Raw genomic sequence first — 22,226 nt, forward strand, 5'->3', positions numbered from 1 at the left:
GAAAATCACATCTGACAGCCCAATGCGCCATGGAACAGTTTTAAGAGTGAAAGGTATACAGAAATATCTATCACAGTCTGAATTTGTCGCTGAAAATGTTTCAGATAGTGCAGTTCCAACAAATATTGAATCTGTGCTAGAGGAAATGCGAGAAATGAAAAAATCTTTAATTAAAGCTGGCTTGATGAAATTATCTTAATCACACAACAAACAACCCGAAGCTCTTTGCTTAAATAGCTTGGGGCTTTTTTATTACCAAAATTTAGGGGGCGCAATGCCAAATGACTACTCATCTGATCCACCAGTAGCAACAGCAGGGCAACTTCTTGCCATCTCAGACAAGATTAATGACATATCCAAAAATATGGATAAGTTAGCTGAAATGCCACAAAAGCTTGATCGCATGAATATGCAGTTAGAGCAGCTCAACAAAGAGCATCAACAGACACGAAATGACTTAACTCAGACTCGCGACAATTTGCAAGAGGATTTAGACCGAGCAAAGTCAAACTTCAAAAGTGAGATTAAGCAGCTCAGGAATGAAGTCGATCCGAAGTTTAAGGAGGTGGATTCACAGATTAGGGTGCTACATGAGAGTAAAACCAAGATCGACAGCATCACCAACCTTGTACGCTTTGGCGGCATTTTCTTGGCTGGCCTATTTGTAGTCGCTTGGAATACTCAGACGAGCAAAACAGACACGGTAAACACTCAAGCCACGACCAACGCCCAAAGTATTCAGGTTCTTGAAAAACAATCCGACCAACTTTTAAGAACGGTTGAAGAAATCCGAAACAAACTTTATGAACGAAATGTGAGAGAGGAAAAATGAAAGTCATTCCTGAAAACGCGCTGAAATATACCAGCGTCAAATGGCCCCTAATTGGGGCTTTTTTATTGGGTGTAATTCCTGTTTTGTTGCAAGAAGGAATCAATGCACAGCTCATTCCAGCTGAATATCATTCATTAATTTTAACCATTGTACTGCCCGCACTGGCGTATTTCGGCAAAAAGAAATACCAACCTGAACTACATCCCGAGCCGACTATTTTAGGCTTTGCAAAACTGCCAGTGGATTCAATCACTTTTGATGAAGCATTCCGAAGGTTAATTGGTCATGAAGGTGGCTATAGTACAGATCGGCGCGATCCTGGCAACTGGACTGGTGGCAAGGTTGGAGTAGGCATATTAAAAGGCACCAAGTACGGCATCGCTGCAAACACCTACCCCAATTTGGATATTAAAAATCTTACGATTGCTCAAGCCAAGGAAATCTACAAAAAAGACTGGTGGGATAAATTAGGCGGTAATGGTCTACATTCCGCTATCACGTTCCAGTTGTGGGATTTCGCAATTAATGCAGGAAAGAAGCGGGCAGTAATGGAGTTGCAACAAGCAGTAGGCGTAACCACAGATGGAGTTATTGGTCCCAAAACCATGGAAGCTGTGAATGCTCAAGACCTAAATGACGTGATTCTAACTTTGACCGCTGAGCGATTAAGGTTTTATACATCACTCTCAACATGGTCGACATACGGCAAAGGCTGGACTAATCGTGTAGCGGATAATTTGAAATATGCTGCTCAGGATAATTAATCTTTTATTGCTGTGCCTCCTACTCTCAGGCTGCACAGCTCATTCAATTACGACGAATGTGAATGTGGGGATTTGTGTGAAGGCTCTTTAATGGGCCTTAATCCAACCTGTTCGCAATCTCTGATGCAGTTGCATTGTAATAAACCATCAGGCTTCGTAAATCATTGTGACCAATCATTCTGGCCAAGTCCAAAACCTCAAGTTTTCTAGCAAGTCTAGTGCACGCCTCATGTCTTGAGTCGTGAAAATGCAAATCCTCAATTTCGCATTTATCCCGCAACTTTCGCCAAAGCGTATCAAAACTAGCATCTTTCACCGTAAAAACCTGATGACTGCCAACACCTTTCATAAGCTCAAGCAATTCAACAGCACGCTTGGACAGGGGTACATGTCGTTTTGTTCCATTCTTGGTTTCATTCAAAGTCACATATCTATTCATTAAATAAACCCGATCCCAAGTCAGGCTGCGGATCTCACCAGCACGCATTGCTGTTTCAATCGCTAAAAGAAAAGCAATCATAATCTGCTGAGTAAAGTTTTCAGGTGTTTGGTTGTTGAAGTCAGATGCAAGACATAATCGCTCAATTTCATCTTCTGCGATTCGTCTATCACGATGCGCAGGCGGTGGTGGCATCTTTAAATCACTCATGGGTGAATCATGCACCCACTTCCATTCAGTACGCGCTACTGTAAACAAAGCTGACAGTATGTTGCCCTCACGTCTAACCGATGCAGGCTTAACTTTCTTTAGTCGCTCATCCCGCCAAGTCACAAAATCATCAGTAGTAATTTTGACAATGTGTTTTTTGCACAGCTTAGGAAAGTTTTTCTGAAATGCCTTGAATCGCTTAATTTCAGAATCGCAACCTTTGTGTTTTGGACACACTTCTTCTATGTATCTATCAATTGCACAATTTAATGTATAATCAGGAAGCTTTCCGCGTGATAACTCTCTTAATTCAGTTTCACGTTTTGATGCCCATGCGCGAGCCTGAGTCTTAGTGTCGAATGTCGCACTTTCCCGAGTACCATTCACACTAATCTCAACTCGCCAAGCATCACCCCTTTGTCTGAAGGTGGCCATAATTCTCTCTCAAAATGTCGTGGCGTAAATTTGGCGTAATCAATATAGAATGAATAATAGGGAATAATAAGGAAACATTAAACTATTGAATTAATGAGCCACACTTAAACCTATAAAATTAAAGAAAAAATAAGGAAAACTAGGGAATAACAAGGAAACCGCAAATTTCGGAAAGTGCCCGCTGAGCGCACCATTTTTTATTTTCCTTTCCGAAGCTATCTTAAATATATTAAAAATACAGTTTTAAGCTCTATTTTCATTTCACTCAAAGCTACCTTCGTTATATTTCTTGCAACAATTTAAATGTTTATTATTCCTTTATGACAAGACTAGCTATTTGCAATAGATCTAAGTGTTGTAACTAATCATGGCGACTCGGTTATCGTATATGAAGTAAATTGATCGAATTTATATAGAAGAAGTAATTGGTTTGAATCAGTTTTTTTACGCTTAAAGCTTAGAAAAGTTTATTTTCCAAGGCAAAATATTAAAAATTTAGTGCATGCGTTAGCATATGGAAGCTCGTGTATTTTTAGATATGGGCAAAATTTTAGTATCGATTGATGCAATTACATGAACTGATTAGACAATGTGCTTAGTACTGGTCTAGCTATAACAAATCGTGTTCAGCGCAGCATTTGATTATCATAAAAAAATGACAAAATAATTAAATTATTCCATCCGGTCACTTACGTGGGTTGATGTGTTTTAAATTGTGATTTATGACACGAATGTGATTTTATTTTGAGATAAATACCATAAAAATTAATATATTGGCTTTTATTTTATTATTGATTATTCATGTAAATGTAATGTGCTCTAACAATAATACGACTTCCGTAAATCAGATGTGTAAAAGACCATGGACGTCAGTACCAAACAAAGCCTTTTAGTTTCTTGTCTTAAAAAAAGTTTATTCATCCCATTCCTTGTAGGAACGATTATCCTTACAGGATGTGGTGAGGAAAGTAGTTATTCGAACTCATCAAGCAATGCGAATAACTCTAATAACACCGTCGTTGATAATCCGGAAAATACTACGGATGATCCGAGTTTATATTTGGCAGATACGCCTAAAGTTGAAACAGCAGACAACTTTCGTGATATTGCAGGAAATAGCATGTCAACGAACTATGCTAACGTTGATGGTTTGAAATTAAGACGGGGCGTGATTTATCGATCGAACTATTTACCATTAAATGAAACAGACTTAGAAACCTTTAAAACATTGGAAATTAAGACCGTCTATGATCTGCGAACCAATTCTGAAAGAGAAAAAAGCCCAGACATTTTGAGTCCCGATACCAATATTATGATGGTAAATATTGCTGGTTCAAAAGAGAGCGATCTACCGAAAGGGATTGCTACAGCTGAAGATATGATCAATTTTTTTAATAGTTCAATGGCGAATATGGCTGCTCATGATAAAGGCACTCAATTACGTTTCGGAGTAGTGATTAATAGTTTAATTTATACAGATGGTGTTCAGCTTTATCATTGCACAGCACGCAAGGATCGTACGGGATGGGTTACTGCTGTGATTCAGTTATTGGTCGGCATGAAGTATGACGATGTCTTACAAGACTATCTTTTAACAAATGCGTATACCGCAGACCGTGTCAATGCGACGTATCAATACATGGTCAGCACCCAAGGTGAAGTAGCCGCTAATATATATCGACCAGTTCTTGATGTGCGTGAAGAATTCTTTAAAGCACAATTCGATGAAGTCATCAAAGTGTATGGCAGTATTGATAAGTATGCGACAGAAGGTTTGGGCTTATCGGATGAAGATATTGAAAAATTGAAAGAAAAGATGCTCATCGGCTATAAATCAAAAAGTGCTTCATAATATCAAGACATAATAACGCCGTCTGAATCCAAAGCTCAAAGTAGAAGAGGGCTTTGGACTGACTGGAAAAACTAAACTTGAAGATAGCGGTAGATGATGTACCATTATTTTTTAACAGAGTTTCATTGGTTTTTAGCATCAATAGATACAAGTCTTCTTAGTGATGATGGTGTTGTTCATGCTTTTCATCATAGTCTTGGCGAATACAGCAGCCTGCAACATATTGGCTGCTTCCGTCGGTATAAAACTCTTCTTTCCAAACCGGCACTTCATGTTTAACACGCTCAACCGCTTCATCACAGGCCTGAAATGCTTCTCGGTGATGTGGAGCATACGCAATCGCAATAATAGCTTTATCGCCAATATCTAATGCACCAATCCGATGTACAACCCGAACATAGCGAAGCGCATATTTTTCTTGTATCTCTTGTTCAATCGTTCTTATCATCTTTTCGGCAACAGGTGCATAAGATGTATATTTCAGTGCATGAACCGCGCGTCCTTCATGATGATTTCGAACCGTACCAATAAAAATACCAGTTCCGCCGCACTCAGAAAATGCTTGAATGCTGTCAAAATCCTCTAAATTGAGAGCAGTATCTTGAATACGAGCAAACTCTAACATCTTAGCCTCCAGCAACGGGTGAAAGTAACACCAAGGTACTATCTTGTGCTAATCGACTTTGACGCGCCACAATATCTTCACCAATCGCACAAGCACAGCGTTCCAGCAAATCAGAAGCAGATGGATAACGCATTTTTATTTGATCGAGTACATCAGTAATTAAACTGTTCGGCACACAGCTCAGGCTAAGTTCAGCAGGAAGATACTTTTCAATTGCACCATAAGCCTCGATTTTGATATGAATGTCCTGCATGTTGCCTCTGTCAAAACGGATTTAAAAAATAGTTTGCTGACGTCAGTTTATTGAATACTTATTAATTCACTTTAGCATTATTTAATTTGATCATCAAAATGGAAAAGTCAGTTTGTACAGACAAATAAAACGCCATTTTTCTTATTATTTCGCTATATCTATCTATGACAGTACGGTTTGAATGATATGACTCGACTAAGAGTCTAATGACTTTTGGTAATCGTGCACTTCTTCAAATGAATTGAGGCTGTGGTAAGTCAAATGCGCATTTTGAATATCTAAAGTTTGTGGCGACAGATCGGTGAAACAGTGTTTTAAGCTGAATTGTTGTTGGTGTAAATGCTTATTTAAGGTTTCTAGACTATTGCGTTTTAACAAACAAAAAGGGTAGAGCGCTTGTCCATTGATATTCGGGTAGACAACAGAAGAGTGCGGATGTTGTTCTAATGTGTGATGGAGGCGCGGTAATATATCTTGTGGAATGTCGGTAATATCACACGGAATAAATAAAATATAATCAGCTCGCACATATGATCATGCCGTTTGCATACCGATTAAAGGCCCTAAAAAACCAGCACTATTATCTTTGAAGCAGCGAATATCAGGAATTAACTCACTATATTGCGCATAATCGCGATGACTATTGATCCTTATCTCCTGTACGTAGCCTTGAAAGGCATTAATTATTTTTAACAACTGCACTTCATGGTCAAATCTTTGCAAAAGCTTATTGACCCCATTCATTCGTGTGGCTTTACCACCCGCTAAAATTACCAGTGCTGTTGCTGGGTAGTTTTGCATGATTTTGACCTAACATCCGTGTGTAAGGATATCAATAATGATCGTTCAATATTGAGATGTACGGTCTACGACAAAGCTGTCGCAGCCTTAGACCGTTTGCAAAAAAGCATTTGGTTTGGCTCACTATCCAATCTATGTTCTTAGATCGAGATGAAATCGACATAGTCCAATGTTACAGGGGCATCAGATCGAGCAGGGACTCGAACTATACTATTGGCTCGATTTAAGTTACTGAGCATGTGGGATTGTTGTTTGCCGAGTTTGGAAACGGTTAATTGTCCAAACTCGTTCACATCTAATACCATGCGAACCAGTTGCTCACGGCTGTCTTGTTTAATGCTGTCGTTGAAGCGAGCTTTTTTCCACGCGGGTGCAGGAGACGTAACCCCCTGTAAAGCCGCCAATAATGTCGATACATGTACAGCAAGACAGGTGAGCACAGCAGCAGGGTTCCCAGGCAAACCAATCAAATAAGAATGATGATAGTCTGTCTGATATTCAGCAAAATATAGTGGTTTACCCGGTTTTTGTGCAACTTGCCAGAAAATCTCTTTGGCACCTAAAGCCATTGAAACAGGTCGAATCAAGTCATAATCGCCTACCGAAACACCGCCTGTAGTAATGACTACATCATAATGATTCATGACATTCGAGAGCGCTTGTGTGAGTATCTTCTCATCATCAATCACATGCTCTAAATGCACTTCAGCAAAACCCTGTTCTTTAAGCCAAGTACGGATCATTGGCGCATTGGCATCGAACACTTTAGATTGATTGTCCAGTTGCGTACTGACTTCATCACCGGTAATAAGCACTGCAATTTTAGGTTGGCGATAAACCTCGACATGCTGAACCCCCGCCATACTGAGTGCTGCAATTAAACCGCTGCCTAAACGCTGGCCTTGCTGTGCAAGTGTTGTTCCGATGGATAACTCCTCACCTTGATAGCGAATGTCTGCGCCTTTGTCCAAAGCTTGAGTTAGAGTCGCTTGTTTATGGCCACGCGTGATAATTTCCTGTCGAGCCACAGTATCTGCTGAGTTTGGCAGCTTGCCCCCAGTAAAAATACGAACGGTTTGTCCTGTTTGAATTTCAATATGTTCTTCAATACCTGCACGAATTTCACCAACCAATTCAAAGCGAGTAATTCCTGCTTGCAAGTCTTCAGAGCGCAGCGCATAGCCGTCAACCGCACTTTGGGTAAATAGAGGCAAGGCAACTGTTGATAAAACATCTGCCGCTAAAACATATCGATGTGCTTGTACTAAAGGCATAGTAACAACAGGCAATGTTTGGACGGTGCTATAGTGTTCAAGAGCTTGATCGAGTGTAATTAAACCAACGCCAGAGCAACTCATTCATAACCTCCCGGATGGGGTAGATCACGGCAGACATCAAAAATATGGACCAAAGCAGGTAAAATGGCTGCCATAGATTCACTTGCACCACCACGGCTGCCCGGAAGGGTAATCACCAATGAACGGTCGATAAAACCTGCAACGCCACGTGACATCGCAGCATAAGGGGTACGTTTTTGTCCGAAAGCACGTGCGGCTTCCATCAGGCCATTGAGTTCACGTTCAAGTAAAGGCTCAAGTGTGTCTACTGTAATGTCACGCTTGCCGATGCCTGTTCCGCCTACAGTAATAATGCAAGCATAAGATTGAGTGAGCTCTAAGACCAATGCTTTTAACTGATCGGCTTCGTCAGGTAAAATTTGATAGTGAATTGGATCAAAACCAGCTTCGGTTAAGGTCTCGACGACGGAGCGGCCAGCAGTATCTGGTTTACGCCCTGCGGCAACGGTATCTGATAGAACCAATACTGCCGCAGAAACAGGCTGACGCAAATGACGTTTAAAGTGTGATTTTCCGCCTTTTTTCAGATCGAGTTTACATTGCTGAATGATCAACTCATGCGGTTCGCAATGGGGTTTGAGCATGTCGTAAATGGTGAGAGCCGCAATACTGGCAGCGGTCAACGCTTCCATTTCTACACCTGTTGGCCCAATCGTTTCAACGGTTGCACGAATAATCACACGGTCGACAAGTAGTTCAAAATCGACATCGGCACGGTAAATAGGCAGGGGGTGACACAGCGGAATCAGTTCATCAGTACGTTTTGCGGCTAAAATCCCAGCAATGCGGGCTGTTTTGAGAGCATCACCTTTTTCTGTATTGCCGTCGGCAAGAAGTTGTAAACAATGTGCAGGGGCAAGCAGTTCAGAGCTTGCAGTTGCAACGCGATAGCTTTCTGGCTTCATGCCAACGTTTTTCATAAAGTATTCCGAAACATTGAAGTGTTGATCTAAAGTGAAACTGTTCGATCAAGAGAAAAAGTTTATGACGTATTTAGATAACACAAAAATAAATGCGGATACAGTCGAATGACTGACAAACTCAAAATTAACCCCCTATGGCATGCATACTGATTTTGCGTGTTGGGGCGTGTTGATGTTCAATAAACCCTGCTTTTTTATGCCATACCGCGTTCAGAATCTGGGCTTGTAATAAAGCGGGATCTTTTTGTTGAAGTAAATGACGTAGCGGTGTTCCCTTGTTGGCAAATAAACAGGTAAAAAGCTCTCCCGTTGCAGTAATACGTAAACGGTCACAGCTTTGACAGAATGGTTTGCTAATGGTGGAAATAATACCTAATGTGTACTGATCATTAAGCAGATAAATGGTTGCAGGGTCATGTTGTCTGGCTTGTTTCTGAATCTGAAAATGAGGATTAAGTGTTTGGATAATGTCATCTTCAGTGATGACTTTTTGAGGCTGCCACTGCTCAGGTTGATCTAGAGGCATATATTCAATAAAACGTAATGCGATCTTCTGCTGATAAGCCCATTGGGTCAGTTCAAGCACTTCATGATCATTTTGTCCTGCGACTAAAACACAGTTTAATTTTATCGGAAGATTGGCTTGTTGTGCTGCCGAAATGCCTTCGAGAACAGGTGCTATCGGACGTTTGGTCATGTTCATAAACGTGTCTGCATGAATGCTATCGAGGCTGATATTAAGATCATCTAGTCCTGCTTCTTTTAGCGCTCGTGCATACTTGTTTAAATAGAAAGCATTACTGGTCATGGAAATACGTTCTAAACCCTGTGGTTTGAGCCGATTCAAAGCATCAATAAAATTGACTACGCCTTGACGCATCAAAGGCTCTCCACCTGTTAAGCGGATGTGCCGAATGCCTAGCCCCACCATCATTTCACAAAAGGTTAAAAGCTCTTCAAAGCTCAAGATGTCTTTTTTTGCCAACCATTCCGGCCTATCGGGCATGCAATAACTACAACGAAAGTTACAACGATCTGTCAGAGAGATTCGGAGTTTATGTTTATGACGGCCAAATTGATCGATCAGTTGCGCTGACCTATGTTCTAAGGGTGTAGTAGTCGAACCGTCCATAGTCGCTCCACTTCGTATTTACCTACGATTTAGTTTTTATAAACGAGAGTATGAAATGTTTTATTTCAAAGATCAAACGGCGTCTTGAAGTCGTTTAGTTCGTTCATTTTCAAAAAATGAGAGGGTGTTCCTCGAACACGATCCATCAAGTCATTGTCTTTTGTAATAATTCATCTATTGGAATTGCATACCAAAAGGGTGATATTTTTGATCAGAAGTGTTTTGGAATTGTGCCAAAAAACGTAGGCATGATGAATAAGAAAAGAGCAATAAAAAAGGGATGAGCAATCCAAATCGTTTGCAAATGCTATGAGCAAAGCGAACAGTGAATTTATCATTGCAGAACTTTTTACTGAAGATAAATATTGAGGGCGGTGAGATGGAAAACACTGAAGAGAAAAAGCATGACGATGAAGAAACCAGCTATGCACGAATAGAACCTTATACCAATCCTGCGGGTGGATGGGGCGCGTTGTTAAGTGTTGCAAGAAACTTAAAGAGACAGGAAGTTTTCAAAAAAGGTGCGATTACGCTCCTCAATATTAACCAACCCACAGGTTTCGACTGTCCAGGATGTGCATGGCCTGAAAAAAAAGATGCACATGCCTTTAACTTTTGTGAAAACGGTGCGAAAGCCGTTGCCTTTGAAGCCACTTCAAAACGTGTTACGCCTGATTTTTTTGCAACCCATGCGGTCAGTTGGCTGTCTGAGCAAAGTGATTTCTTGCTTGAAGATTCAGGCCGTTTAACCGACCCAATGCGCTATGACAGCGCAACCGATAAATATGTGCCCATCTCGTGGGATGATGCTTTTGCCTTAATTGCAAAACATTTACATGCCTTGAATCATCCAGATCAAGCAGCATTTTATACTTCGGGTCGTGCAAGTAATGAAGCGGCATTTCTATATCAACTCTTTGTCCGTGCTTTTGGTACCAATAACTTCCCAGACTGTTCCAATATGTGCCATGAGACCACCAGTGTTGGCTTACGTGACTCAATTGGTTTGGGTAAGGGAACGGTGACTTTAGAAGATTTTGATATCGCCGATGCGATTTTCAGTTTTGGGCATAATCCGGGCACCAACCATCCGCGGATGTTGGGGACTTTACGTGAAGTGTCGCGCCGTGGTGGCAATATCGTTGCCATTAACCCCTTAAAAGAACGTGGTTTAGAACGTTTCCAAGATCCGCAAGCACCTGTTGAGATGATGACCAATGGCAGTACACCTATTAGTCGATATTATTTCCAACCCAACGTGGGCGGTGACTATGCACTCATGTTTGGGATGCTGAAACATTTACGTGAATGGGACATTCAAGCACTGGTAGCTGGGAAAAAGAGCGTTTTTGACCGATCTTTTATTGAGATGAATACGGTTGGTTTCGATGCCATGATGGAAGAAATAGATCGTACTGCATGGTCCGATATTCATGCACATACGGGACTTAGCCCTGAGCATTTAGAATCTTTAGCTAAAATGTATTTGGATGCCAAAACGGCCATTTTCTGTTGGGGCATGGGGATTACACAGCATCGACATGGGACTGCAAATGTACATATGCTCGCGAACTTAATGTTGGCAAGAGGGCATATTGGTCGTCCAGGGGCAGGTTTAGCTCCGATTCGTGGGCACAGTAATGTGCAGGGCGATCGAACCATGGGGATCAATGAACGACCAAGCCCAAAATTGCTGGATAGTCTGGACCGAGTATTCGGCATTCAGTCGCCACGTGAACATGGTTTTGGCGTGGTGGATACCATTCAGGCGATGTATGAAGGTGGTGTAAAAGTTTTTATTGGTTTAGGTGGTAACTTTGCTGTTGCCACTCCAGATACACCTTATACACAAGAAGGCTTACGTCGTTGTGATTTGACAGTACAGATTGCAACGAAGCTGAATCGTAGCCATTTGGTTTGTGGTAAAGAGGCATTACTTTTACCCTGTTTGGGGCGTACCGAAATTGATATGCAACAGCATGGGTCGCAGGCAGTGAGTGTTGAAGATTCCATGAGTAATGTGCATCTTTCAGCAGGGCGTAATGAGCCTGCTTCTAAGAATCTACTTTCAGAGCCTTACATTGTGGCGCGTATGGCAGCAGCCGTCTTGCCAGAGAGTGATATCAAGTGGAAATGGTATGTAGAAAGTTATGACCGTATTCGCGATTCGATTGAAGACGTGTTTGATGAATTCCACGATTTTAATGCTCGGGTCTATCAGCCGGGTGGTTTTCACTTAGAGCATCCAGCCAATCAGCATGTGTGGAATACGCCTGTAGGCAAGGCACAGTTTTTAATTACGCCGTTGGCTGAAGTGTATGCAGATAAAGAGAATAAATACGCTGAACAATATACAGGGGCCAAAGTCTATACCCTAATGACCACACGCTCTCATGATCAATACAACACCACCTTGTATGGACTCGATGACCGTTATCGTGGGGTATTTGGTCAGCGCCGTGTTTTGTTTATGAATGCAGAAGATATCGCTGCGGCTGGCTTTGTTGCAGATCAATGGGTGGATATCGAAAGTATTTATTCGGATGGTGTTAAACGTGTGGTTCAAAGCTTCCGTATCGTACCGTATAACATTCCACGGGGTAGCCTCGCAGCCTATTATCCAGAGACTAATCCATTGGTTGCACTCAGTAGCCATGATAAATACGCCAAAATACCGGTGTCGAAAAGCGTGCCTGTGATTTTACATGTAGGTCAAGCGCCTGAACATTTAAACTTGGCACAAGCGGTTGATCCTGAAGATGCCAATCAGATCGTGAATCGAGAGGTTAGTTGATTCAATGCTGAAATGACGCCTGATTTGCAGGTGTCATTTTTTTCATGATTGAAGGGTTTGGTGTTTAGGGAAGATTGGAAAACTATTATGGATATTCGGGCGTCGACGTTGAATTCTCTGGGTTATGAAACTGTTGATATTCAGCGTCTAAGTGAAAATAGAGTTGTTGAACAATCTGATTTTGTGGTGCAAGAACACCCTATTGCCTTGGTCTATAATGGGATTTCCCATGCAGTAATGATGGCAACGCCAGCTGATATTGAAGTCTTTGCGAAAGGTTTTAGCTTGTCTGAAGGTATTTTGACGAGTTTGAAAGAGCTTTATTCTTTAGACATACATGAAACTGAATTTGGGATTCAAGTCGAAATGACGATTTCTACTCGGGCCTTTATGGCGCTCAAACAACATCGACGGATGATGGTTGGACGCACGGGTTGTGGTCTCTGTGGGATTGAAAGTTTGCAGCAGCTTCATTTGGATTTACCTCAAATTACCACAGCCCTTTGTGAGGGATGGTTGGCTCAAATTCCGCAAGCCATTGCTCAACTCAATACCCGACAGAAAATCACCCAAATGACGGGCGGTGCACATGCGGCTGCATGGGTTCAAGCGGGGGAAATAGTGGCTTTGTTTGAAGATGTGGGCCGACACAATGCTTTAGATAAACTATTGGGTTATATTGCAGAACATCATTGTGATGTAAATCAAGGTTTTGTCGTGATGACCAGCCGCGCCAGTTATGAGTTGATTCGTAAGTGTGCTCAACTGAATATTGCCTTGCTGGCGTGTATTTCAGCTCCAACCAGTATGGCGATTAATATGGCAAAGCAGTCAGGTTTGACCTTAGCGAGTTTTTGCCGCGGTAATGGTTTTGTTTTATATACTTGATATTCAAAATTTTGCTGTATAAAAAGTAAAAGGTTTTTCTTTATTAGTTCATCTGCTTTGATGACCAGTCTTTATTTGAGTGAATGTATGCAGGACGTCAAATTAAAATTACAGCTCAGAATACTTCTCAATCAAGACATTGCATTTGGGCCAGGTAAGGCCGAGTTATTGGAAGAAATTCGTCGTACAGGTTCAATTTCTCAAGCTGCAAAAAGTATGAATATGAGTTACCGCCGTGCATGGCAATTGGTTGAAACCATGAATCATAGCTTTCGGTCAGGATTGGTCGAAACTCAAAAAGGTGGAACGCATGGGGGTGGGGCAAAACTCACGGACTTGGGCGAAAGTATTTTAAGTCAATTTAGACAGATGGAAATAAAAGCACGTGTTGCGATTGAACAGGATTTTGCAGAACTAGCTCAACACCTTAAACAATAATCTATTTAGTTCAACTAAATACTTCTCGTATTGATTTATGACATACACGAATAAGCTTCCTAGGTTTGATAAAACCTCTTATCTACTCACTCGATAGCAAGAGCAGTATCAGTCACGTGATTAAGATACAAACACTTTAACTTGAACGATAAATAATCTGTTTCTAGAATTGACGTTGCTTGTGTATCCATATATTTTTGAAAACATATCGGTCAATTTATAACGCTTAAGGGGAACATGGTGCTGCTTAATTTTAAGAATAAGTATATGCAATATGCGATGTTATGTTGTGGTTTGACTCTTGGGGTACAGGTACATGCGGAGCAAGCTATTACCGTCTATGCAGCAGCCAGCTTGACCAATGCTATAGCAGATGTCGATGCAATATTTGAACAACAAAAAAGAGTACACGTGAAAACCTCTTATGCAGGGTCGTCGACTTTGGCCAAGCAAATTGAAGCGGGTGCACCTGCGGATGTTTTTATTTCGGCAGATGAACAGTGGATGAATTATCTGCAAAATAAAAAGTTAATTGTGCCGAATAAACGTGTGAATTTATTGGGTAATCGTCTTGTTCTGATTTCGCCAAAAGCTAAGCCCGTCAAAATAAAAATGGATAAAAGTTTTGATCCTTCTACCGCTTTTCAAGGCAAGCTTTGTACAGGAGACACCAAAAGTGTCCCAGTCGGAAAATATGGGAAACAGGCGCTGACCGCATTGGGATGGTGGTCAAAACTTGAACCAAGATTGGTTGAAACTGAAGATGTCAGAGCTGCGCTCAACTTTGTAGCACGTGGTGAATGTCAGCTTGGCATTGTCTATGCAACCGACGCTGCTATCAGTAAAGATGTCACCGTCATTGGCGTTTTCCCTATCAGCAGCCATACCCCGATTGTTTATCCCTTTGGCCTTGTCAAAAATAATCCAGATGCGCTAGCGTTTTATCAGTTTGTACAAAGTAAACAAGCACATGCAGTCTTTAAAAAATATGGCTTTACCGTTTTATCTGCTGCTAAGTGATGATGTTTTCTTTATCGGTTGAAGAGATAGAGGTACTCAAGTTATCCTGCCAAGTGGCTGCAACCTGTTTGGCCTTTAGTCTGATCCCTGCATTGGCAGTGGGTTGGGTTTTGGCACGTAAAGAGTTTTTTGGCAAATCATTATTTGAAACCTTTATTTTCTTACCTCTGGTGCTGCCGCCTGTGGTGCCAGGATATTTGCTGTTACAGGTTTTTGGCGGAAACGGAATACTGGGTAAGTATCTTGAGCCCTTTGGATTCAATTTTGTATTTAATTGGAAAGGCGCAGTTTTGGCTTCAGCCGTGATGGGTTTTCCACTCTTGGTTCAATCGATTCGTTTGGCCATAGAGTTGGTGGATCAACGGCTAGAAATGGCGGCGAAAACGCTCGGTGCTTCCTCCTTGGGTACTTTTTTTTATGTCACTTTGCCTTTAGCCAGTAGTGGCATATTGGTAGGGGCGATTTTATGTTTTTGTCGCAGTCTGGGTGAGTTTGGTGCAACCATTACCTTTGTCGGTAACATTGCAGGCGAGACCAGAACCTTGCCCTTGGCCATGTATAGCTTGATGCAGCAACCCGACACAGAACAAGCGGTTTGGCGACTGATTATTCTGTCATTAACTGTGGCATTTTTGGCGTTATGGTTTGCCCAGTGGTTTCATCGCTATCAGAAAAACAAACGAGGGCATTAAGACGATGATTGACTGTCATATTCAGTTAAATTTAGGCAGATTTAAACTCGATCAGACATTTTCATCTGAACATCCTGTCGTTGGTTTATTTGGGGCTTCAGGTTCAGGAAAAACCAGTATTTTGCATGCCATTGCAGGACTTAATACTCCAGTCAATGGCTGGATTAAAATCAATCATCAGACATGGTTCGATGCGAAAAATAAGATTAATTTAAATGTACAGCAACGTCATGTTGGTTTGGTTTTTCAGGATGCGCAACTGTTTCCACATATGACGGTGATGCAAAATTTATTGTTTGGCTATAAGCGCATTCGGCCTGAAAGCCGACGTTTTGATCCCGATTATATTATTGAACTGCTTAAACTTAATCATTTACTCAGTCGTATGCCGACGAAGCTTTCAGGTGGTGAAAAGCAGCGAGTTGCATTGGGTCGGGCACTGTTGTATTCGCCAAATTTATTATTATTAGATGAACCATTGTCTGCACTTGATGCGGCACATAAGCAGGAAATTATTCCTTTCTTTCAAAAAGTACAGCAGGAAACATCAATTCCAATGTTGTATGTCAGCCATGATATGGATGAAATTAAGCAGCTGACCGAAGCAGTTTGGTTGCTTTAATTGAACACATTTCAGCTTCAACTTTTGAAGAGAGAACGAATAAAAACAGAAAAAATGGGCCTCCGTATCAGCTTAGGATCATTCGGTACCATTTTTATAAACAGACGGCGCTTGGCCTGTCCAGCGTTTAAATGCCCGACGAAATTCACGTACTTCACTAAAACCTAAAGCTTGGCTAATGTCCCCAATGGAGAGATTATTTTCAAGCATCTGTTTCGCTTTTCGCTCTAACACGGTTTGTCGAATTTGCTGAAAACTCATGCCTTCTAGCAATAAGGAGCGTCGAAGATGACGCTCACTCATTTGTAAATAGTCTGATGCGAGTTGCATATCAAAGCGCACAGGGAGGTGCTGCTCGATAAGCTGTTCTAATAAGTATGCATATTGAGCATTATTGAGCTGATCAATTTCTTGCTGTGCACGTTCACAAATCTGGATGGCAGTTGCATAGTTGGCAGGGCTATAAGTTTTGAGTGGGCGCTCTAGCATACGTCGTTTAAATCGAATGACATTTCTGTCTGCATTAAACCGAATCGGACAGGGGATAATTTTTTGGTATTCGGCAAGATGCGTGTTCGGAGAATAACTCAGCTCTAACAGAATAATATCTTGATGATCGCCTAGCATGGCATTGAGGCAGGCCATGATGCTGCTCAGTAGTTCATCACAGAAAAATATTTTGAGGTTTGTCGGTGCAATATTTTCGATGAACTCTAATTCAACACTCTCCCCCAGAAATTGTAAAGTTCAAGTTTAAAACACTACCCGAAACTTGATGGTAACGTAGAGCAATCTCTAAGGCATCTGCTACAGTTTTACAAGACTGCATGGCAAAACCTAAAATACCCATTGAAATCAAGCCTTCACTACTGCCAATTTTTAAGCCTAAGCTAGGTTGCTGGCTCGAAACCAAGGCATTCTGAATCACATGACATAACTGAGTAAAACTCACATAGCCATGTGCTTGCTGGATTTGATTGATATTCACGCCTGAATGCTGGAACCACGTGCTGTAATCCCAATGCTGCTGTTCTGCATAATGCAGCAGCCCCGCCAATATTGTGGGCGGGATATATTGCCGTGTATGAACGGTGTAACTTGACTGTTTAGGCATAAGTCCGTTTTGCCCCCCTGAATAGCGACCATTCAACCCTTTTTGGTATCTCATAATTTTGTTTAACTTTCAATATGCCAAAGGGCAGATCAATTCAACATAGGGATGAAAGGGAAATCAAATGAAGCCAAAGGATTGGACAAAGCAAAAAAATCAAATGAGTCAGCTGAGTAAAGTGTATGTACTGTGCGAATGTGGAGTGATTCGTCCATGAAAACTCAACAGACATATATGTGGTCGAACTGGTCAGGGTTTCAACAGGCTCATCCACAACACATTTTGCACCCTGAGAATGTATTGGAGTTACAACATATTGTACAAAGTCACCCGAAAATACGGGTTGTGGGGGCAGGACATTCCTTTACCCCTCTCGTATGTACCGATGCGACTTTGGTGTCATTGAACCAAATTTTTGGTGTGGCTTCATCAGATACAGCGCACAGTCGGTGCAGTATTTATGCAGGGACTCGATTGTACAATTTAGATCAATATTTAGAACCCATCAATCAAGCTTTGATGAACCAAGGCGATATTGACCAGCAGAGCCTTGCGGGTGCGGTCTCAACAGGAACACATGGTACGGGTGCAGATTTGCACTGTATTTCAGCTTATGTGGAAGATTTTGAGTTATTAACTGCTTCAGGTGAAATTCTCAACTGTAGTCGCACCGAAAACCCAGAAATCTTTGCGGCAGGAGGTGTTTCATTAGGTAGTCTGGGTATTTTGACCAAAATTACCATGCAAAATCGTCCGCGCTTTAAACTGAAGGAACATATTTAGCTTTGTACAGTAGAAGACATGATGCAGTTTATTCAGCAATGGAAACATCAGCATCGACATATTGAATGTTTTGTTTTTTCCCATGCTGAAAAACTGATGCTGAAAACCCTAGATGAGACAGATGAAGAGCTACAACCCCGTAAAGAAAGCTATCCGTCTGAGGATACGTTATTAACGGTCTGCTCTGAATTAATCAAAAACTTTCCCTCATTGAATCCTTATGTGCAAAAACTGTTAGGCACTTTTGTTAAACCAACAACGGCAGTGGATTGGTCGAGCAAGATCTTTCCAACAGTACGTAATACCAAATTTAATGAAATGGAGTATCAGATTCCTGTTGATGATGGTTTGGATTGCTTAGAAGAGGTATTAGCGGCATTGCGACAACATAAGGTTGCGACCTTTTTTCCGCTCGAGTTTCGTTTTGTCAAAGGGGATGATATTTGGATCAGCCCATTTTATCAGCAAGACTCCATTTCGATATCGGTACATCAATATCATAAGCAAGACCCACGGTTAATTTTTGATATTGTGGAGCCTATTTTTCAGAAATATAAGGGACGGCCCCATTGGGGTAAAATGCACAGTATGACTTCAATGCAGCTTCGAAGTTTATATCCAAAGTGGGATGATTTTCTTAGGTTACGTCAGCAGCTGGACCCTGAGCACAAGTTTTTAAACCCTTATTTAGAGCAGTTGTTTTTGGGATGATTGGGGCGATGCTTTGAGGTGAGTAGGCTATGGCAAAAGTGTAGGGCTGTATGGTTCGCTAATCACAAGCCTGACGATGAGCTCTACACTAAAGCTTATGTTGATGGCTTTGGCTTTTAACTAATAGGTCATATGCTTAGTCGGCTAGTTTAAGTTGGCCGCTTTTATTCAGAACAGGACAAAAAGAATGTTGGATCACTATTTTAAAACACTCAATTCAGACTTAAAACACAAGGGATTGCGACACCCCAACTGATTGTAGATGACGCTGCATTACAACAGAACCTCCAATATATTCAAACGAAGATCGTTCAGGAGGAACAGTTAAAACCCCGTTTAGTGGTCAAATCGTTGGCCAGCATCGATTTACTCCAGCTGCTGTCGGAGAAATTGAATACACAGCGTTTTATGGTCTTTCATGTGCCACATATCCAGTTGATATTAGAAAATTTCTCAGCGGCTGATCTTTTGTTGGGGAAGCCCATGCCTGCCCAAGCAGCTCGTACTTTTTATGAACAAAACTCAGCGTGGACAAAGGCAAATATCCAATGGTTAATCGATACTAAAGAACGGTTGTTGCAATACTTAGAGATAGCCAAAGACTATGCCATAAGCCTGCAAGTGAATATTGAAATTGATGTGGGCCTACACCGTGGTGGGGTGCAGTCTGAAACGAAATTCGCTGAAATGTTAAGCGTGATCCAGCAAAATCCACAATATTTAAAACTGTCAGGCTTGATGGGCTACGATGCGCATGTCACTAAAATACCATCAATCATCAAAAAACCAGATCAGGCCTATCAAGAGTCGCAGCAGATTTATTTAAATTATCAAAAGGTCATTCAAACGCAGTTTCCAGCCCTTTGGAACAGTGATCTTTGTTTTAATGGTGGCGGTAGTCCGACCTTTACTTTTCATATCTCAAAGAGCGTTTGTAATGATCTATCTTTTGGTTCGATGCTGCTCAAACCCAGTGATTTTGAAAGTGACTCATTGAAGCCTTTACAACCGGCGTTATGGATTGCGACTCCGGTGCTGAAAGTTCTGCCTTTTGCAGAGTTACCAGCAATGTCTTTATTGAATAAATTACCGCATAAATCGAAAGCACTGTTTATTTATGGTGGTTATTGGCTGGCGGATTATGTTTATCCCAATCAGTGTCGTCCGCATCTATTGTATGGGCGGAGCAGTAATCAAGAGTTGGTCAATGTTTCTAGAAATTGCGATATTCAAGTGGATGATTTTGTCTTTTTAAGGCCTACACAGAGTGAAGCGATCCTTCCTCAATTTTCAGAATTAAAACTGTATAAAGAGCATGCTTTTGAAACATGGCAAACTTTTCGAGAATAATAAAAGCCACTCAATCGAGTGGCTTTTATTTTATGGACTTAATTTAGAAGCGATAACCCATTTTTAAACCATAAGCGATGGCGCTATTATTCTTAAAATCTGCTTGTTCTGCTGTAGATTGAATACCAGATATAGGCAGATGGTAAGTTCCATCTTCTGCAACAACATCACCGAGCCAAAAATATTTGATTCCACCTGCAATAAAGTAATGGGGTGTAGGGTTAAATTGTGCACCGAAACCAAGTCCCCATGAACCCTTTGTTGGGTTTAAATTAGATGCAGGATCTCCTGTGCCAGAGTCCCAACTGACTTCTGTCGATGCACTCCATTTTGGGGTGAATTGATGTCCAATTCCCAGTGTTGTTGTCCACTGATCGTGCTGGTAGCTGTCTAAATCAAAGCCGTCGACATAAGTACCATCACTGATGATCGAAGAGATGTATTCGGTCAAAGCACCAAACTGGGTAGGGCGAATTTTAAACTCTTTCCAGTTAACCCAGCGCAGATTGGCATAGGCGAGGGTATTTGAAGCGATCCCTGTTTGAATATCGAGATTGACGGATTGAGGCGTAGAAATTTTTGTTTTCTGTGGAAGTGTAGCTTCTAAAGGTTCACCAAAGACCGCTTCCGTGACGTGCAGCTTATGATCGATTTTAGAACGATAGGTGATGGCTGCTTTTAAGGCAATCTCCGGCTTTTGATAACTTAAACCTGTTAACCAACCCACTGCATGGTCTTCTTTAAATTTCGCATCATATCCATTAAAAAGAGGGCCATAGGCATTTCCTCGGAGTGAGACATCACCTTCTACCGATTGATAAACTGCACCGCCATAGAGTTGAAAGTTTGTGAATGGGCTGATACCGAGAAGCATACTGATATTGTGGGTATCTACGTTTACAGAAGTGCCTTGTTGGCTGAATTCATTATCTGAAAATGTATTATTGGATTGCAGCGGATAGTGAATGTCAGCACCGAATGGTTGATCATACAAAATGCCAAAACTGACGTCTTCGGTTAGCTGTAGTTTTAAGGCGGCATTGTAATATTGAAAGCTATTTCCCATATTACCAGTATTGAGATTCGTCACATCACTGACTAAATCTGGTCGGTTGCGAATTTTCCCCGAAATATCTGGATCTACGTTGGCAATGCTGACTTCAGCATAATGTCCTGTTTCTAAAAAGGGCAGAATCGACTGGCCTGATTGATCTAGAGCGGATGCATGGAGCAAGCTGCAAGATGATATTCCAAATATGCCAATCACCAATGGGCTGAGTTTCATGTAAATCGTCCTTGAGAATTTTTTGACTTGTAATCGCTATTGTTTGTCTTCTTGGCACTATGTTTTAGTGTGGAGTAACTTGATAAAAGTCACTTACCGCTTTAAAACAGTGGTGTCCAAGCTCAAGTTAATCACTGAAAAGAATTGGAGAGTAGGGTTGTAAATGAGCATTCAAGGGGGGATTTTCGGTCAAAATAAAGGACTTATTTTATAAATTGAGCCTGTGAGAAATGAATGCTTTGATGGAGCTGTTGGCGATCGTTGATCACTTTTCATTAGAGCAGATGGTGATGCTGTGTAGTCGACGTTGATGCAGCCTAAGTAGATGGCTTGATTTGATGTTATTAAGGAGCATCGCTCTTATCGGTAGGACTTTTGTAGCGCGTAACCTTAGCAATAATCGTCAGATTTTGATCAAACGACTGCCCTACAAATATATAAGACAGTCGCATTTTTATTTACCAATCGACGCGTTTGAATAAAATGTCTTTATACATTTTAAAGTCACAAACGAAACTGTAAAAAGGATATGTAAATGTGGCTGGTTTGTTATGTTCAAAAAAGAAATGACCGACCCAAGCAAATCCATAACCCACTACAGGCAAAGCCCAGAGTAGTTTTGGATTTTTGGTCATCGCCGCAGCCGCGGTAATCCCGATCACACAGGTGGTTCCCACAAAGTGTAAACGTCGGCAAGTGGGATCTTCATGCTGAGAAAGATAGAAGGGATAGAATTCTTTTAAGGTTTTATAACGACCATCACTTCCCTTAATTTGCACAGCAGGGCTTGCAACCAATGCAGAAGAATGATTGGCGTTATTCACCAAATCTTGCATATTGTTTTTAATTTGGGTTTGGGTATTCTGTAACATGTCCTACTCCTTTAGTGTTTACTAGGCGTAGTTTTA

18 protein-coding genes and 4 pseudogenes are annotated in these 22,226 nt (G+C 41.3%); 12 read left to right on the plus strand and 10 right to left on the minus strand.

What is annotated here, in order from left to right:
• The 3 genes from F986_RS18310 to F986_RS13565 all read left to right on the plus strand — a co-directional run.
• Positions 1-199: hypothetical protein (locus F986_RS18310; protein WP_004695970.1), on the plus strand; the 199-nt coding region annotated here is incomplete at its 5' end.
• Positions 200-274: 75 nt separating this feature from the next.
• Positions 275-832: a coiled-coil domain-containing protein gene (locus F986_RS13560; protein WP_004695972.1), complete on the plus strand. Its 558-nt coding sequence runs from the start codon at positions 275-277 to the stop codon at positions 830-832.
• Between the two features lie 248 nt (positions 833-1,080).
• Positions 1,081-1,596, plus strand: coding sequence for a glycoside hydrolase family 108 protein (locus F986_RS13565; protein WP_026056491.1), 516 nt, complete (start codon positions 1,081-1,083; stop codon positions 1,594-1,596).
• A gap of 97 nt (positions 1,597-1,693) precedes the next feature.
• Here F986_RS13565 and F986_RS13570 read toward each other — a convergent pair whose 3' ends face one another.
• The gene (locus F986_RS13570) at positions 1,694-2,680 is read right to left on the minus strand and encodes a tyrosine-type recombinase/integrase (protein WP_004695975.1); all 987 of its coding nucleotides are present in this window, start codon (positions 2,678-2,680) and stop codon (positions 1,694-1,696) included.
• A gap of 862 nt (positions 2,681-3,542) precedes the next feature.
• On the opposite strand from F986_RS13570, the gene F986_RS13575 reads away from it, so the two are divergent.
• Positions 3,543-4,532, plus strand: coding sequence for a tyrosine-protein phosphatase (locus F986_RS13575; protein ID WP_004695977.1), 990 nt, complete (start codon positions 3,543-3,545; stop codon positions 4,530-4,532).
• 157 nt (positions 4,533-4,689) lie between these two features.
• Here the strand turns inward: F986_RS13575 and F986_RS13580 are convergent, their stop codons facing one another.
• The 6 genes and pseudogenes from F986_RS13580 to moaA form a co-directional block, all read right to left on the minus strand.
• Complete coding sequence (locus F986_RS13580; protein WP_004695979.1) at positions 4,690-5,157, minus strand: molybdenum cofactor biosynthesis protein MoaE; 468 nt, start codon at positions 5,155-5,157, stop codon at positions 4,690-4,692.
• A 1-nt stretch (position 5,158) separates the two neighbouring features.
• On the minus strand, positions 5,159-5,410 hold the full coding sequence (locus F986_RS13585; RefSeq protein ID WP_004695981.1) for a MoaD/ThiS family protein: 252 nt from the start codon (positions 5,408-5,410) through the stop codon (positions 5,159-5,161).
• 195 nt (positions 5,411-5,605) lie between these two features.
• A pseudogene (locus F986_RS18045) lies at positions 5,606-6,214 on the minus strand (molybdenum cofactor guanylyltransferase).
• Positions 6,215-6,351: 137 nt separating this feature from the next.
• Positions 6,352-7,569: a molybdopterin molybdotransferase MoeA gene (locus F986_RS13600; protein WP_004695988.1), complete on the minus strand. Its 1,218-nt coding sequence runs from the start codon at positions 7,567-7,569 to the stop codon at positions 6,352-6,354.
• Positions 7,566-8,489: a bifunctional molybdenum cofactor biosynthesis protein MoaC/MoaB gene (gene moaCB, locus F986_RS13605; RefSeq protein ID WP_004695990.1), complete on the minus strand. Its 924-nt coding sequence runs from the start codon at positions 8,487-8,489 to the stop codon at positions 7,566-7,568. Before moaCB ends, F986_RS13600 begins: the two co-directional genes overlap by 4 nt.
• Before the next feature lie 127 nt (positions 8,490-8,616).
• Positions 8,617-9,624: a GTP 3',8-cyclase MoaA gene (moaA, locus tag F986_RS13610; RefSeq protein WP_004695992.1), complete on the minus strand. Its 1,008-nt coding sequence runs from the start codon at positions 9,622-9,624 to the stop codon at positions 8,617-8,619.
• 379 nt (positions 9,625-10,003) lie between these two features.
• Here moaA and F986_RS13615 point away from each other — a divergent pair, with 379 nt between their 5' ends.
• From F986_RS13615 to F986_RS13640, 6 genes are all read left to right on the plus strand, one after another.
• Entirely contained in the window at positions 10,004-12,418 is a 2,415-nt protein-coding gene (locus F986_RS13615) for an FdhF/YdeP family oxidoreductase (protein ID WP_004695994.1), read from the plus strand.
• 87 nt (positions 12,419-12,505) lie between these two features.
• The gene (fdhD, locus tag F986_RS13620; RefSeq protein ID WP_004695996.1) at positions 12,506-13,306 is read left to right on the plus strand and encodes a formate dehydrogenase accessory sulfurtransferase FdhD; all 801 of its coding nucleotides are present in this window, start codon (positions 12,506-12,508) and stop codon (positions 13,304-13,306) included.
• An 87-nt stretch (positions 13,307-13,393) separates the two neighbouring features.
• Positions 13,394-13,744 carry a winged helix-turn-helix domain-containing protein gene (locus tag F986_RS13625; protein WP_004695998.1) on the plus strand — a complete coding sequence of 117 codons (351 nt, stop codon included), beginning with the start codon at positions 13,394-13,396 and terminating at the stop codon, positions 13,742-13,744.
• Positions 13,745-14,011: 267 nt separating this feature from the next.
• Complete coding sequence (gene modA, locus F986_RS13630; RefSeq protein WP_017396956.1) at positions 14,012-14,764, plus strand: molybdate ABC transporter substrate-binding protein; 753 nt, start codon at positions 14,012-14,014, stop codon at positions 14,762-14,764.
• On the plus strand, positions 14,764-15,456 hold the full coding sequence (modB, locus tag F986_RS13635; RefSeq protein ID WP_004696002.1) for a molybdate ABC transporter permease subunit: 693 nt from the start codon (positions 14,764-14,766) through the stop codon (positions 15,454-15,456). Before modA ends, modB begins: the two co-directional genes overlap by 1 nt.
• Before the next feature lie 4 nt (positions 15,457-15,460).
• Entirely contained in the window at positions 15,461-16,078 is a 618-nt protein-coding gene (locus F986_RS13640) for an ATP-binding cassette domain-containing protein (RefSeq protein WP_004696004.1), read from the plus strand.
• 78 nt (positions 16,079-16,156) lie between these two features.
• On the opposite strand, the pseudogene F986_RS13645 reads toward F986_RS13640, so the two are convergent.
• Positions 16,157-17,246, minus strand: a pseudogene (locus F986_RS13645) (AraC family transcriptional regulator).
• A 156-nt stretch (positions 17,247-17,402) separates the two neighbouring features.
• On the opposite strand from F986_RS13645, the pseudogene F986_RS18630 reads away from it, so the two are divergent.
• A pseudogene (locus F986_RS18630) lies at positions 17,403-18,683 on the plus strand (D-arabinono-1,4-lactone oxidase).
• Between the two features lie 187 nt (positions 18,684-18,870).
• A pseudogene (locus F986_RS13660) lies at positions 18,871-20,033 on the plus strand (alanine racemase).
• Positions 20,034-20,076: 43 nt separating this feature from the next.
• Here F986_RS13660 and F986_RS13665 read toward each other — a convergent pair.
• Positions 20,077-21,318 (minus strand): OmpP1/FadL family transporter, encoded by a 1,242-nt coding sequence (locus F986_RS13665; protein WP_004696016.1) that lies wholly within the window; start codon positions 21,316-21,318, stop codon positions 20,077-20,079.
• Positions 21,319-21,776: 458 nt separating this feature from the next.
• Positions 21,777-22,190: an Mpo1-like protein gene (locus F986_RS13670; RefSeq protein WP_004696018.1), complete on the minus strand. Its 414-nt coding sequence runs from the start codon at positions 22,188-22,190 to the stop codon at positions 21,777-21,779.
• Positions 22,191-22,226 lie beyond the last annotated feature (36 nt).

This window comes from Acinetobacter johnsonii CIP 64.6 (assembly GCF_000368045.1).
In the GTDB taxonomy this organism is placed as follows: Bacteria; Pseudomonadota; Gammaproteobacteria; order Pseudomonadales; family Moraxellaceae; genus Acinetobacter; species Acinetobacter johnsonii.